The sequence below is a fragment of the Streptomyces sp. NPDC029164 genome (assembly GCF_055563995.1).
In genome coordinates this window covers 22,118-34,901 of sequence record NZ_JBVHWW010000042.1, presented here as the reverse complement: position 1 = coordinate 34,901, position 12,784 = coordinate 22,118, and the positions used below count along the sequence as shown (strand labels likewise).

The following is a 12,784-nucleotide window of genomic DNA, read 5'->3' as shown; positions in this document are numbered from 1 at the left end:
CACAATGGGGTGGTGGCAGGCAAGGACAGGAACAAGGGCAGGCAGCGCGGTCGCGGCACCGCCGAGGCGGTCACCGGGCAGGTGGACGGCGGCCGGGCGGAGCTGGAGCCGGACCGCGAGCGCGCCGGGGCCTGGACCCTGCTGATCGACGGGGCCCCGCAGTCGCATGTGGCCCTGGACGACCCCACGTACCTGGACTTCGCCTACCAGCGGCGGATCGGCCACCTCATCGACCTCGTCGCGCCCGCCCGCCAGCCGCTGAACGTGGTGCACCTGGGCGGCGGCGCCTTCACGCTCGCCCGCTACACGGCCGCCTCCCGCCCCCGCTCGACCCAGCAGATCGTGGAGATCGACGCCGCGCTGGTGGCCTTCGTACGGGAACACCTGCCGCTGGACCCGCAGGCGCGGGTCCGGGTCCGGGCGGTGGACGCCCGGGCAGGCTTGGCGAAGGTGCCGGACGGCTGGGCGGACCTGGTGATCGCGGACGTGTTCAGCGGGGCGCGCACCCCGGCGCACCTGACGAGCACCGAGTTCCTGGACGACGTACGACGTGCCCTCGCGCCCACCGGGTGGTACGTGGCCAATCTCGCGGACGGTCCGCCGCTGACTCATCTGCGGAGCCAGATCGCGACGGCCGCGTCCCGGTTCACGGAGCTGGCGCTGGCCGCGGACCCGGTGGTGTGGCGAGGGAAACGTTTCGGCAATGCCGTCCTGGTGGCGGCCGACCGCGAGCTGCCCGTCGCGGAATTCACCCGCCGGGTCGCGAGCGACCCGTACCCGGGCCGGGTCGAGCACGGCCGGGCGCTGGCGGACTTCGCGGGTGGCGCGGCCCCGGTCGCCGACGCCTCCGCGGTGGCCTCGCCGCAGCCGCCCCCCTCGGTCTTCCGGTAGCCGCGCGGGTCTCCCGGCGCGGGATTCCCGCGCGGTGGCGGACCGGTGACGCATGCGGATGGCGCAGTTACCTACAAAGATCCCCGGAGTACTCCCGGCGGACGGCCGCCCTGCGTAGCCTGTGAACCCCTGGGAGGGCTTGCCCTCCTACGACGCGTTCAGGAGACGGCAAGGCAATGTCTGATTTCCCCGCAACCCCCGGTGCCCCCACCCCCGGCACCCCGAGTACCCCGAGCACCGCCGGCTCCGACTACACCCAGCGGCTGGCGCGTCTCGAGCAGTCCGGAATCAAGCGGCTGCTGCCCACGCAGGCGCCGTACCGCTGGAACCTGCAGCGACTGCAGCTGGGCCGGGTCCTCGACATCGGCTGCGGGCTGGGGCGGAACCTGCTCAACTGCGGCCCGGACAGCGTCGGCGTCGACCACAACCCGCACTCGGTGCAGACCTGCCGCGAGCGCGGACTGAACGCCTACACCCCCGACGGGCTGGCCGCCGCGCCGGACTGCGGTCCCGGGTCCTTCGACAGCCTGCTGGTCGCGCACGTGCTGGAGCACGTGGAGGAGGGCACGGCGGCGACGCTGCTGGAGCAGTACCTTCCGCTGGTCAAGCCGGGCGGGGCGGTCGTCATGATCACCCCGCAGGAGGTCGGTTTCCGGTCCGACGCCACCCACATCCGCTGGGTCGGCTTCGAGGAGCTGCGCAGCCACGCCGCCAAGGCCGGGATAGCGGTCCGGCGGACCTACTCCTTCCCCTTCCCCCGCCCGATGGGCAAGGTCTTCCCTTACAACGAGTTCGTGCTGGTGGGCACGGTCCCGGCCTGAGGCTCCCGCCCGGAACGGTCCGGGGTCCGGCTCAGGGGTCGACGATCTCCACCAGCGGCGGGTGGTCGTGCCAGGTGCAGAACACCGACACCTCGCGGCCGTCACGGGTGAAGGTGACCCGGATCCAGAAGTCCTGCTTCCACACCTGCATCCGCCAGCCGGCCGCCGGCGTCGCCGAGACCAGCTCGGCGGAGGACGCGCCCAGGGAGAAGACGACCCGGCCGCCGGAGACCGGATACGCCTTCACCTTGCCCGGATCCTGCCCCTCCCCCCGTCCGTAGGGGGACGGGGTGGCCGCGGGCGTCTGGGACGGCTTGCCGGGGGAGGCCCCCGCGGACGACGGCGCGGCCGGGGCCGGCGAGGCGGAGGGCGACGGCGAGGCGGACGCGGACTGCGCCGGGGTGTCCGGCGGCTGCGCGCGCTGCGTCGAAGAGGACAGCGGCTGGGTGGCGAGCGGCACCGCGAGCGGCGGATCGTAGGCCGTCCCCGACATGACGCTGTGCACGCCCCACCAGGACAGCGTCACCGCCGCCCCGGTCGCCAGCGTCCAAGCCATGGCATGAAGAAGTCCTCGTCGCATCAGGGCACATACTGCACCACCCGTCACAAGAGCAGCCCGACACCCCGCTGGGTCCCTCGAATGGACTACGGTGCGAGCCATGGCAAGTGTGCTCGTGGTCGAGGACGACCAGTTCGTACGTTCCGCCCTCATCCGGCACCTGACCGAGGCCTCGCACACCGTGCGGAGCGTCGGCACGGCCCTGGAGGCCCTGCGCGAGGTCGCGCACCACCGCTTCGACGTGGTCATCCTCGACCTCGGACTGCCCGACCTGGACGGGTCGGAAGCGCTCAAGATGCTGCGCGGCATCACCGACGTGCCCGTGATCATCGCCACCGCGCGCGACGACGAGGCCGAGATCGTCCGGCTGCTCAACGACGGCGCCGACGACTACCTGACCAAACCGTTCTCCGTGGAGCACCTCTCCGCCCGCATGGCCGCCGTCCTGCGCCGCTCCCGGGCCGCCACCGGCGCCGAACCCCCCTCGCGCGTCCTGCGCGTCGGCGGGCTCGCCATCGACCCGCTGCGCCGCCAGGCCGAGCTCGACGGGACCGTACTGGACCTCACCCGGCGGGAGTTCGACCTGCTGGCCTTCCTCGCCGGGCGGCCCGGGGTGGTCGTGGCCCGGCGCGAACTGCTCGCCGAGGTCTGGCAGCAGTCGTACGGGGACGACCAGACCATCGACGTCCACCTGTCCTGGCTGCGCCGCAAACTCGGCGAGACCGCCGCCCGCCCGCGGTACCTGCACACGCTGCGGGGTGTGGGCGTCAAGCTGGAGCCGCCGCAGTGATGCCGCGATGAGATGGGCGCTCGTCAAGGTGTGCCTCGCGGTCACGGCCATGGTGGTCGTGGCCTTCGCCGTGCCGCTCGGGCTCGTCGTCCAGGAGATGGCCAGCGACCGGGCCTTCTCCAACGCCGAACGGCAGGCCGCCACCATCGGGCCGACCCTGTCCATCACCACCGACCCGGTCCAGCTGCAGAAGGCCGTGGAGTCCACGCAGACGGGCGCCGCCCGGCGGATGGCCGTCCACGTGCCCGCCATCGGCGACAGCGCGCCGGTGGAGATCGGCCGGGGCCGGGCGGGCGAGCACGCCGTCGCCGAGACCCGGCGGATCGGGCGGGCCACGACGGCCTCGGTGGCGGGTGGGGGTTCCGCGCTGCTCCAGCCGACCGCGCTCGGCTCCGGGGACATCGCGGTGGTGGAGATCTTCGTACCGGAGAGCGAGGTCAGCAACGGCGTCGCGACGGCCTGGGTGGTGCTCGCGGGCGTCGGGCTCGCGCTGATCGTGGGCTCGGTGGGGGTCGCCGACCGGCTCGGCGCCCGGCTGGTGCGGCCGGCCGAGCGGCTCGCGGACGCCGCGCACCAGCTGGGCGAGGGCCGGCTCGGGGCGCGGGTCCCGGAGGTGGGGCCGAAGGAACTCCGCTCGGCGGCCGTCGCGTTCAACGCGATGGCGGACCAGGTGGTGGAACTCCTCGCCAACGAGCGGGAGCTGGCCGCGGACCTCTCGCACCGGCTGCGGACGCCGCTGACGGTGCTGCGGCTCAACACGGCCTCGCTCGGGGACGGCCCGGCCGCCGAGCAGACCCGGGCCGCGGTGGAGCAACTGGAGCGCGAGGTCGACACGATCATCCGTACGGCGCGCGAGCAGCGCCCGGCCACCGGCCTGGTCGGGGCGGGCGCCGGCTGTGACGCCTCCGAGGTGATCCGCGACCGGATGGACTTCTGGTCGGCGCTCGCGGAGGACGAGGGCCGCGAGGTGCGGCTCGCGGGAGTGGACCGTACGGTACGGATCCCCGTGGCCCGGCCCGAGCTCGCCGCCGCCCTCGACGCCATGCTCGGCAACGTCTTCCGGCACACCCCCGAGGGCACGCCCTTCTCCGTGGACGTCCACGACGCCGGTGACGCGGTGATCGTGCTCGTGTCGGACGCGGGACCCGGCATCGCCGACCCGGAGGCGGCCCTGCGCCGCGGCAACGACGGCGGCCGCGACGGATCGACCGGCCTGGGCCTGGACATCGTGCGCCGCGTCGCGGAGTCGACGGGCGGCGACGTACGGCTGGGGCGCTCGGTGCTCGGCGGTACCGAGGTGCGGGTGTGGATCGGCCTGGACGGCCGGACCCTCGGCGGCCCGGGCGGCGGGCGGGCGGTCCGCGGCCGGCGCGGCAACCGACGCAACCGGGGGCGCGGCTAGGCCCTGTCCGGGCGGTCTTCGCGGGCCCACGGAGCCTGGCACGGCACCGCGCCGCGTCGTCGGAGCGCGCGAGTACGGCCACGTACGAGCTGCGCCCCTCCGCCTTGCGATGCACCGCACCGGACCCCGCGGCCTGATCCACGAAGATCACCCGGACAGGACCCAGCGGGCTGCCCCTGCCCGTCTCGGTACGGTCCGCGCCATGGACACCCGCGTCTTCGGCGGTCTCCTCGCCCCGCTACCGGTTCTTCCACGACGTGGGGATCCTGGACCAGCCGGGATTCTCCGGCCGATCGGAAGGAATCAGGTGGTCATCGGCACCCGGGACCCCGGGGCGACCGCCGGGCGCGCCGAGTACGCCGACTGGCAGGCGGGGCGGCCCGGGGTGCGGCTCGCCGGCTTCGCGGAGGCCGCGCGGGACGGCGACACCCTGGTCATCGTCACCGGCGGGCAGGTCGGCATCGCCGCGCTGACGGCGGGGGACGTCGCGCACCTGGACGGCAAGATCCTGATCGACGTCGCGAACCCGCTGGACTTCTCGCGGGGTTTCCCGCCGCGCCTGGACCCGGTGGACACCGACAGCCTGGGCGAGCTGATCCAGCGCACCTTCCCGGGACTGCGGGTCGTCAAGACGCTGAATACGATGAACTGCCTGGTCATGGTCGATCCCGGCCGGGTCGCCGGCGAGCAGCACGTCTTCCTCTCGGGTGAGGACGCGGACGCGAAGAAGGCCGTACGGGAGCTGCTCGGCTCCTTCGGCTGGCCGGAGCGGAGCATCCTGGACCTGGGCGGGATCGAGACGGCGCGGGGCGCCGAGATGCTGCCCGTCTGGCTCCGGCTGATGGGCTCCCTCGGGCACACGGACTTCAACTTCCACCTCCAGGGGGCGCCTTCCGCCTGACGGCCGCTGAACCGTCAGGCAGGCCCCGCACGGACGGGGGCGCATATGTTGCCGCGCCTCCGGGCCGCGCCGAGGGTGGGCGTGACGGAAGGAGCCACGCATGAGAGTCATGCTCAGGGCGCACTTTGACACGGCCGCCACCAACGAGGGCGTCAAGACCGGCTCGCTGCCCCAGGCGGTCAAGAAGCTGATGGACACGGTGAAGCCGGAGGCGGCCTACTTTGGTCTGCACGAGGGCGTCCGCTCCTGCTGGATGGTCTTCGACCTGGACGACAGCTCGCGGATGCCGGCGCTGATGGAGGACATGTTCCTGCAGTTCAACGCCGAGCTGGAGGTGGCCCCCGTCATGAACGCCGAGGACCTGGCGAAGGGCCTGGCGGCGATGCAATCCTCGCCCTGACGGGGTGCCTCAGCCCGGGTGCCCGCCGACTGGGCCGGGGCCGGGTGTGTGCTTTTGGCCTGGCCGGCCGTACCGCAGCAGTCCCGACGCACGGCGCCGTCGCCGGGGCTCCGCCGGGACCCTCCCCCAGACTTCGTCCGGGGGGACCCCCACTCAAACGCCGGCGGGGCTGCATTTGTGCGGCAAGGTCGCAGGGCCTGGAGTAGCAGCCGGGCCGGTTGGGCCGGGGTCGGGTGTGTGTCGGGGTGATCCCCGCAGGGCGTCGAACGCAAGGTGCCCAGACGCTCCGACCCCTCGACACGTTCGGCGCCCGAGGAGACGCCCTGGCGCGCGCCCGACCCCGGCACAACCGGCCCCCACGCGCCCGGCCCGAGCGGCGCAGCCACCCGGCGCGCAGCCCCGTCCCAACCGGCCCCGCCCAAAGCCCGGCCCGAGCGGCGCAGCCACCCGGCGCCCGGCCCCGTCCCAACCGGCCCCGCTCCTGCCGTCCCGCCGGAGGCAACCTGCCCCGTCACCACCGGCCCCGCCGCATCCGGCCCCTGCCCGAGCGGGGCAGCCAGGCCCCGCAAGAGCGGCGCAGCCGACCCGCGCCAGTACCGCGGAGGCGGCCACCGCGGCGCACGAGACGGCGAAGGCCGCCCGAGAGCCGTACGCGCTCGCCAGCGGCCCCGCGGCCGCCGCGGCCAGCGCCTGGCCGAGGATCAGGCCACTGCCGACCACGGTCATGGCCTCGCCCATCCGCTCCCCCGGACCGGCCCGTTCCACCAGCCCGAACAGCGCGATCGGGTGGGGTGCGACGGCCAGTCCGATGCCCGCGACGGCGAAGACCGCTCCCCACAGGCCGGACACCGCCGGCAGCGGCAGCGGCAGCGGCAGCGGCAGCCGCAGCCGCAGCCGCAGCCGCACGGTCAGGTCACCGTCAGCCGGTTTCCCCCGAGTTGAGCCGCTTGGCCTGGGCCCGGCCGACCTCGGCGGCGCGGTGCAGGTAGTCGGCGATGACGGCGAGCTCGGTGTCGGTGTAGCTCTCGAGTACGGCGCCGAAGGCGCGGCCGGGGGTGTCCCAGGCCGCGCCGATGCGCTCGCGGGCCTCGGGCGAGAGGGAGACGAGGGAGCGGCGGCGGTCGTTCGGGTCGGCATGCCGCTCGACGATGCCCGCCTTGACCATGCGGTCGACGAGGCGGGTGGCGGAACCGGAGGTCAGGCCGGTCAGGCGGGCGATGTCGCCGGTGCTGACGGGTTCGGGCTCCATGTCGAGGAGGGCGACGCACTGCATGTCGGTGGGGTGGAGGCCGACGTGGTCGGCCATGGCCTGGTTGAAGAGGGAGTAGTCGGCGTAGTGCCGCTGGCTCTCGGTGACGATGCGCGCGAGCAGCTCGGCGCGGCTCCAGTCCGCACCACTCGTACGAGTGGGATCGGTTGACATCGGCTCCTCCGTGCTTCAAATTTAACTGTGTGACGCAGAGAATGTGTCGCACAGAATCTGCGTCACATGTGGATTCTATCCCCAACTCCAGATGAGGAACCAGTCAGCCATGTCGATTCTCGTCACCGGCGGCCGCGGCGCCGTCGCCCGCGGTCTCCGCGCTCTTCTCGATGCCCACGGCGTCCCGTACCGTCTCGGCTCCCGCGAGCGGGCCACCCCCGATGCGGTCCACTGCGATCTCACCGATCCGTCGACCTTCCCCGGCGCCCTCGCCGGCGTCGGCTCCGTCTTCCTCTACGCGGAGGCCTCCGCGATCGACGCCTTCGTCAAGGAGGCCGGCACCGCGGGGGTCGAGCATGTCGTGCTCCTGTCCTCCTCCTCGGTGCTCGCCCCCGACGCCGCCGGCAGCCCGTTGTCCGCGTCCCATCTCGCCGTCGAACAGGCCCTGTCGGCCTCCCCGCTGCGCACCACCCTGCTGCGCCCGGGCTCCTTCGCGAGCAATGCCCAGGGCTGGGCCTGGTCGCTGAAGTCCGGCCGTCCGGTCCATCTGCCCTACCCCGGCGCCTACTGCGACCCCCTTCACGAGGCCGACCTGGCCGAGGCGGCCTTCGCCGTCCTCACCGACCCCGCCCTCGCCGGCCGCGCCTACACCCTGACCGGCCCGCAGTCGCTGACCTTCGCGACCCAGCTCGCGATACTCGGCGAGGTGCTCGGACGGTCCATACCCTTCGAAGCCGTCTCCGCCGAGCAGTGGAAGTCCGAGGTCGAGGGCTACATACCCGGCCCCTACGCCGATGCCCTGCTCGACTTCTGGGCCTCCGCGGACGGCCTCCCGGCCGAGATCACCGACAGCGTCAAGTGCCTCACCGGCCATCCGGCGCGCACCTTCGAGACCTGGGCGAAGGACCACGCCGACGCTTTCGCGGCCTGAGCGCCACGGCGCGTGACCTCAGGTGAGGGAGTCGATCCAGCGCTCCAGGCGGCGGACCTCGGTGGTCATGAGGTCCGGGTCGCGGAAGGTGTTGGTGAGCAGGGAGATTCCCTGGTACGCGGCGATCAGGGCGACCGCGAGTTCGCGGGAGTCGGTGCGGCCCATCTCCCGGAACTGCCGCTCGGTCCAGTCGAGCAGGGTCTGCATGACGGCGGCGATCGACCGGTCCAGTCCGTCGGCGCGCTTGTCGAGTTCGGAGGCGAGGGTGCCGGTGGGGCAGCCGTGCTGGGCGGTGAGCTCGCGCTGTTCGACCCAGCCGTTCAGCAGGGCCTTCAGGCGGTCCTGGGGGGTGGGGAGTTCGCCGAGGGCGGCGATCAGCCCCCGCAGGGTTTGGGCGTGCGCGTCGATCGCGGCCTCGACCAGCTGGTCCTTGGTCTTGAAGTAGTAGTAGACGTTGCCCACCGGGACCTCCGCCGCCTGGGCGATGTCCGCGAGCGTGGTCTGGGCGATGCCCTGCGCGTGGAGCACCTGGGCCGCGGCGGACGCCAGCCGCTCGCGCTTGCCGGACGCCCGCGAGGCCTTCTTTGAGTCAGTCACCTGACTAACTGTAGACGAGTGATAGGAGAGGGGCTATGGTCGTAACTAAGTCAGTCAACTAACTCACATGGAGGATCGCCATGATCGTAGTGACGGGCGCGACGGGGAACGTCGGAGGGGAACTCGTGCGGATCCTCGCCGAGGGCAGCGAGCAGGTGACCGCAGTCTCCCGGCGGTCGGCGCGGATGCCCGACGGGGTCCGCCACCACCAGGGCGACCTCGCCGAACCGGAGAGCCTGCGCCCCGCGCTGGACGGGGCCGACGCGCTGTTCCTGCTCATCGCCGGCGAGGATCCGCAGGGCATCCTCGACCGGGCCGGGGCAGCCGGGGTACGGCGGGTCGTACTGCTCTCCTCCCAGGGCGCCGGGACACGCCCGGAGGTCTACCGCCACCCCGCGCGGTTCGAGGAAGCCGTCCGCCGCAGCGGCCTGGAGTGGACGATCCTGCGCTCGGGCGGCCTCAACTCCAACGCCTTCGCCTGGGCCGAGACGATACGTACGCGGCGCACGGCCGCCGCGCCGTTCGGCGACGTCGGGCTCCCGACCGTCGACCCGGCGGATGTCGCCGAGGTCGCCGCCGCGGTCCTGCGCGAGCCCGGCCACACGGGGCGGAGCTACGAGCTCAACGGGCCCGCCCTGGTGACCCCGAGGGAAAGGGCCGAGGCGATAGCCGCGGCCCTGGGCGAGCCCGTTCGGTTCGTCGAGCAGACCCGGGAGGAGGCCCGCGCCCAGATGCTGACCTTCATGCCCGAGCCTGTAGTGGAGGGCACCCTGGGGATCCTCGGCGAACCGCTGCCGGCCGAGCTGATACCGAGCCCCGCCGTCGAGCGGATCCTCGGCCGGGCTCCCCGTCCCTTCGCCGACTGGGCAGCCCGCTCCGCACCGGCCTTCCGCTGACCGGTGCCCCGCGCCCGGCTGTCAGAAGGCCCCCTCGCGGGCCAGCCGGGCGTACCAGTGGGCGCTGGAGCGCGGGGTGCGGGCCTGGGTCTCGTAGTCCACGTGCACGATGCCGAAGCGCTTGCTGTAGCCGTAGGACCATTCGAAGTTGTCCAGCAGCGACCACAGGAAGTAGCCCTCGACGGGGGCGCCGTCCGCCAAGGCGCGGTGGATGGTGGCGAGATGGGCCTCCAGGTACGCGATGCGGAGCGGGTCGTGCACGTCCGCGGCGTACGCGGCACCGTTCTCGGTGACCAGCAGCGGAAGGCCGGGCGCCTCGCGGGTGAAGCGCATCAGCAGGTCGTACAGGCCGCTCGGGTCGATCGACCAGCCCATGTCGGTGCGCTCGCCCGGCGGTTGGTGGAAGGCCACCGTGTCCGCCGCGGGCCAGGGGGAGTGGGCCGTACCGCCGTGGCCGTCGGCGCGCGGGCCGTCCCCGTCGGGCGCCGCCGACACCACCGCCGGGGTGTAGTAGTTCACGCCGAGGAAGTCCAGCGGCTGGTGGATCAGCGCCTCGTCGCCGGCGCGGACGAAGGACCAGTCCGTCACCGCGGCGGTGTCCGCCAGCAGGTCCTGCGGATAGGCGCCGTGCAGCAGCGGCCCGGTGAAGATCCGGTTGGCGAGCGCGTCGATACGGCGCGCGGCGTCCGCGTCGGCCGCCGAGGGGGTCAGCGGCCGCACCGCGCTGGGGTTGAGGGCGATGCCGACCCGGGACCGGGCGGGCAGCGCGGCGGCGGCCAGGCCGTGGGCCACGTTCAGGTGGTGGGCGGCGCGCAGCGAGTCGGCGGGGGAGGTGCGGCCCGGGGCGTGCACCCCGGAGGCGTAGCCGAGGAAGGCGCTGCACCAGGGCTCGTTGAGCGTGGTCCAGAGCTCCACCCGGTCGGCCAGTACCTCCGCGACCTGGGAGGCGTACGAGGCGAAGGCGTAGGCCGTCTCCCGTTCGGGCCAGCCCCCCGCGGCCTCCAGCTCCTGCGGCAGGTCCCAGTGGTAGAGGGTCACGCAGGGGGTGATCCCGTGGGCGAGCAGCTCGTCGACGAGCGCGTCGTAGAAGCCGATCCCGCCGGCCAGCACGCGCGGCCAGGACACCGAGAACCGGTACGCCCCCAGCCCGAGTTCGGCCATCAGGCGGACGTCCTCGCGCCACAGCCGCAGGTGGTCGGCCGCCACGTCGCCCGTGTGCCCGCCGTGCACCTTCCCCGGCGTGGCACAGAAGGTGTCCCAGATCGAGGGCCCCCGCGAGGCGGACCCGCCCTCGATCTGGAAGGCCGCCGTGGCCGTGCCCCAGAGGAACCCCTCGGGGAATCGCATGTCCGTCATCCCTTGACCGCTCCCTGCATGATGCCGCCGACGATCTGGCGGCCGAAGACGATGAACACCAGCAGCAGCGGGAGCGTGCCCAGCAGCGCGCCCGCCATGATGACCGACTGGTCCGGTATGTAGCCCCGGCCGAGCCCGGTGAGGGCCACCTGCACCGTCGGGCTGCCGTTCTGGGTCAGCGCGACGATCGGCCAGAAGAAGTCGTTCCAGGCCATGACGAAGGTCAGCATCCCCAGCACCGCCATCGCCGGCCGGGCCGCCGGGAACACCACGTGCCACATGACCCGCAGGGAACTCGCCCCGTCGGTGCGCGCCGCCTCCACCAGCTCGATCGGCAGCGCGTGCACCAGGTACTGGCGCATGAAGAACACCCCGAAGGCGCCCACCAGGGTCGGCAGGATCACCGCCTGGAGCTGGTCGGTCCACGACAGCTTCGCGATCAGCATGTAGAGCGGCACCACGCTCAGCTGCGGCGGGATCAGCATCGTCCCGACCACCAGCGTCATCAGCGTCCGGCGGCCGCGGAAGCGGAGTTTGGCGAAGGCGAAGCCCGCCAGGGTGGAGAACAGCACGGTGCCCGCGGTGACCGTGCCCGCCACGATCACCGTGTTCAGCAGGGCGGTGCCCATGTTGGCGTCGGTCCAGGCGACCTGGAGGTTGCGCCCCAGGTTCCCGCCGAACCAGAACGGCGGCGGGGTCTGCGCCAGCCGCGTGCTGTTGCGGGAGGCCGCGATCGCCGTCCACACGAGCGGGAAGAGCGAGCCCGCCGTGAACAGTCCGAGCACCAGGTACGTGAGCCGGCCCGCGCGCAGTGATCTCATCGGGAGTCCTTCCGTCCGCGCAGCAGCCGCGCCGCCCCGGCGATCAGCAGCAGGATCAGGAACATCGCCCACGCGATCGCCGAGGCCCGGCCGAGGTGCAGGTTCACCCAGCCCTGCTCGTACAGGTACAGGCCGAGCGTCTGGAACTGATGGTCCGAACCTCCCGTCGCAGCCCCGCCGCCGTTGAACAGCAGCGGCTCCCCGAACAGCTGCGTCGCCCCGATCGTCGACACGACACAGGTGAAGAAGATCGTCGGGCGCAGCGAGGGCACCGTGACGTGCCGGAACTGCTGCCAGCGCGAGGCCCCGTCCAGCGCGGCGGACTCGTACAGCTCGCCCGGCACGGCCTGCATGGCGGCCAGGTAGATCAGCGCGTTGTAGCCGGTCCACCGCCAGATCACGATGGTGGACACCGCCAACTGTGAGGCGAAGGTGCCGTTCTGCCAGTCGACCGCCCCGAAACCGACCGCCGAGAGCGCCCAGTTGACCATCCCGTAGTCCCGGCCGAAGAGCAGCACGAAGACGAGGGTCGCGGCCGCCACCGAGGTCGCGTACGGGGTGAGCAGCGCGACCCGGAAGAAGGCGGAGCCGCGCAGCTTGTAGTTGAGCAGATGGGCCAGGCCGAGCGCGATCGCCAGCTGCGGAACCGTGGACAGCAGCCCGATGGTGAAGGTGTTGCGCAGCGCGTTCCAGAAGAACTCGTCGTCCCACAGCCGGGTGAAGTTCTTCAGCCCCACCCACGTCATGCTGTCCGGATCGGTCAGCTCCACCTGGTGCAGCGCCGCCCAGCCCGTGTAGAGCAGCGGGAACAGCCCGAAGGCGGCGAAGAAGAGGAAGAAGGGCGCCACGAAGGCGTAGGGGCTGAAGCGCAGGTCCCAGCGGTAGCGGCGCGAGCGCCACACCTGGCCCGGCCGGCCCCGGCCGCCCCCCTCCGCCGTCGGCCGCTTCGGGCCGACGGCGGAGGGGGACAGGACAGCGGTCTCGTCCGTCACCGGC

Annotated in this window: 14 protein-coding genes; 8 read left to right on the top strand and 6 right to left on the bottom strand. The window is 72.9% G+C overall.

Features of this window, described 5'->3' with window-relative positions; all coding sequences use genetic code 11:
• The first annotated feature begins 12 nt into the window (after nt 1-12).
• Nucleotides 13-891 carry a spermidine synthase gene (locus tag ACZ4VT_RS32175; RefSeq protein WP_467954948.1) on the top strand — a complete coding sequence of 293 codons (879 nt, stop codon included), beginning with the start codon at nt 13-15 and terminating at the stop codon, nt 889-891.
• Nucleotides 892-1,067: 176 nt separating this feature from the next.
• On the top strand, nt 1,068-1,712 hold the full coding sequence (locus ACZ4VT_RS32170; protein WP_467954947.1) for a class I SAM-dependent methyltransferase: 645 nt from the start codon (nt 1,068-1,070) through the stop codon (nt 1,710-1,712).
• A 31-nt stretch (nt 1,713-1,743) separates the two neighbouring features.
• Here ACZ4VT_RS32170 and ACZ4VT_RS32165 read toward each other — a convergent pair whose 3' ends face one another.
• The gene (locus ACZ4VT_RS32165; RefSeq protein WP_467954946.1) at nt 1,744-2,292 is read right to left on the bottom strand and encodes a hypothetical protein; all 549 of its coding nucleotides are present in this window, start codon (nt 2,290-2,292) and stop codon (nt 1,744-1,746) included.
• A 79-nt stretch (nt 2,293-2,371) separates the two neighbouring features.
• On the opposite strand from ACZ4VT_RS32165, the gene ACZ4VT_RS32160 reads away from it, so the two are divergent.
• The 4 genes from ACZ4VT_RS32160 to ACZ4VT_RS32145 all read left to right on the top strand — a co-directional run bounded on the left by ACZ4VT_RS32160 (nt 2,372) and on the right by ACZ4VT_RS32145 (nt 5,764).
• Nucleotides 2,372-3,061, top strand: a complete 690-nt coding sequence (locus tag ACZ4VT_RS32160; protein ID WP_467954945.1) for a response regulator transcription factor — start codon at nt 2,372-2,374, stop codon at nt 3,059-3,061.
• Nucleotides 3,062-3,068: 7 nt separating this feature from the next.
• Nucleotides 3,069-4,463, top strand: coding sequence for a sensor histidine kinase (locus ACZ4VT_RS32155; protein WP_467954944.1), 1,395 nt, complete (start codon nt 3,069-3,071; stop codon nt 4,461-4,463).
• A 307-nt stretch (nt 4,464-4,770) separates the two neighbouring features.
• Nucleotides 4,771-5,364, top strand: a complete 594-nt coding sequence (locus tag ACZ4VT_RS32150) for an NADPH-dependent F420 reductase (RefSeq protein WP_467954943.1) — start codon at nt 4,771-4,773, stop codon at nt 5,362-5,364.
• Nucleotides 5,365-5,464: 100 nt separating this feature from the next.
• Nucleotides 5,465-5,764 (top strand): DUF3303 family protein, encoded by a 300-nt coding sequence (locus ACZ4VT_RS32145; protein WP_362852734.1) that lies wholly within the window; start codon nt 5,465-5,467, stop codon nt 5,762-5,764.
• 919 nt (nt 5,765-6,683) lie between these two features.
• On the opposite strand, the gene ACZ4VT_RS32140 is transcribed toward ACZ4VT_RS32145, so the two are convergent.
• Nucleotides 6,684-7,187 carry a MarR family winged helix-turn-helix transcriptional regulator gene (locus ACZ4VT_RS32140; RefSeq protein WP_467954942.1) on the bottom strand — a complete coding sequence of 168 codons (504 nt, stop codon included), beginning with the start codon at nt 7,185-7,187 and terminating at the stop codon, nt 6,684-6,686.
• A gap of 109 nt (nt 7,188-7,296) precedes the next feature.
• On the opposite strand from ACZ4VT_RS32140, the gene ACZ4VT_RS32135 reads away from it, so the two are divergent.
• On the top strand, nt 7,297-8,118 hold the full coding sequence (locus tag ACZ4VT_RS32135) for an NAD(P)H-binding protein (protein ID WP_467954941.1): 822 nt from the start codon (nt 7,297-7,299) through the stop codon (nt 8,116-8,118).
• Between the two features lie 18 nt (nt 8,119-8,136).
• On the opposite strand, the gene ACZ4VT_RS32130 is transcribed toward ACZ4VT_RS32135, so the two are convergent.
• Nucleotides 8,137-8,715, bottom strand: coding sequence for a TetR/AcrR family transcriptional regulator (locus ACZ4VT_RS32130; protein ID WP_467954940.1), 579 nt, complete (start codon nt 8,713-8,715; stop codon nt 8,137-8,139).
• An 80-nt stretch (nt 8,716-8,795) separates the two neighbouring features.
• Here ACZ4VT_RS32130 and ACZ4VT_RS32125 point away from each other — a divergent pair, with 80 nt between their 5' ends.
• Nucleotides 8,796-9,611, top strand: a complete 816-nt coding sequence (locus ACZ4VT_RS32125; RefSeq protein WP_467954939.1) for an SDR family oxidoreductase — start codon at nt 8,796-8,798, stop codon at nt 9,609-9,611.
• 21 nt (nt 9,612-9,632) lie between these two features.
• Here the strand turns inward: ACZ4VT_RS32125 and ACZ4VT_RS32120 are convergent, their stop codons facing one another.
• Genes ACZ4VT_RS32120 through ACZ4VT_RS32110 form a run of 3 tightly spaced genes read right to left on the bottom strand, consistent with a single transcriptional unit; the run spans nt 9,633 to nt 12,780 of the window.
• Nucleotides 9,633-10,967 carry a GH1 family beta-glucosidase gene (locus ACZ4VT_RS32120; RefSeq protein WP_467954938.1) on the bottom strand — a complete coding sequence of 445 codons (1,335 nt, stop codon included), beginning with the start codon at nt 10,965-10,967 and terminating at the stop codon, nt 9,633-9,635.
• On the bottom strand, nt 10,964-11,788 hold the full coding sequence (locus tag ACZ4VT_RS32115) for a carbohydrate ABC transporter permease (RefSeq protein WP_362808446.1): 825 nt from the start codon (nt 11,786-11,788) through the stop codon (nt 10,964-10,966). Before ACZ4VT_RS32115 ends, ACZ4VT_RS32120 begins: the two co-directional genes overlap by 4 nt.
• A complete protein-coding gene (locus tag ACZ4VT_RS32110; RefSeq protein WP_467954937.1) occupies nt 11,785-12,780 on the bottom strand; it encodes a carbohydrate ABC transporter permease in 996 nt (331 codons plus the stop codon). Before ACZ4VT_RS32110 ends, ACZ4VT_RS32115 begins: the two co-directional genes overlap by 4 nt.
• Nucleotides 12,781-12,784: the final 4 nt, after the last annotated feature.

Excerpts from the sequence above, each read along its gene's own strand:
- ACZ4VT_RS32120 (WP_467954938.1), bottom strand. The coding sequence starts at position 10,967 with ATGACGGACATGCGATTCCCCGAGGGGTTCCTCTGGGGCACGGCCACG.
- ACZ4VT_RS32115 (WP_362808446.1), bottom strand. The coding sequence starts at position 11,788 with ATGAGATCACTGCGCGCGGGCCGGCTCACGTACCTGGTGCTCGGACTG.
- ACZ4VT_RS32170 (WP_467954947.1), top strand. The coding sequence starts at position 1,068 with ATGTCTGATTTCCCCGCAACCCCCGGTGCCCCCACCCCCGGCACCCCG.
- ACZ4VT_RS32160 (WP_467954945.1), top strand. The coding sequence starts at position 2,372 with ATGGCAAGTGTGCTCGTGGTCGAGGACGACCAGTTCGTACGTTCCGCC.
- ACZ4VT_RS32145 (WP_362852734.1), top strand. The coding sequence starts at position 5,465 with ATGAGAGTCATGCTCAGGGCGCACTTTGACACGGCCGCCACCAACGAG.
- ACZ4VT_RS32135 (WP_467954941.1), top strand. The coding sequence starts at position 7,297 with ATGTCGATTCTCGTCACCGGCGGCCGCGGCGCCGTCGCCCGCGGTCTC.
- ACZ4VT_RS32140 (WP_467954942.1), bottom strand. The coding sequence starts at position 7,187 with ATGTCAACCGATCCCACTCGTACGAGTGGTGCGGACTGGAGCCGCGCC.
- ACZ4VT_RS32125 (WP_467954939.1), top strand. The coding sequence starts at position 8,796 with ATGATCGTAGTGACGGGCGCGACGGGGAACGTCGGAGGGGAACTCGTG.
- ACZ4VT_RS32155 (WP_467954944.1), top strand. The coding sequence starts at position 3,069 with ATGAGATGGGCGCTCGTCAAGGTGTGCCTCGCGGTCACGGCCATGGTG.
- ACZ4VT_RS32165 (WP_467954946.1), bottom strand. The coding sequence starts at position 2,292 with ATGCGACGAGGACTTCTTCATGCCATGGCTTGGACGCTGGCGACCGGG.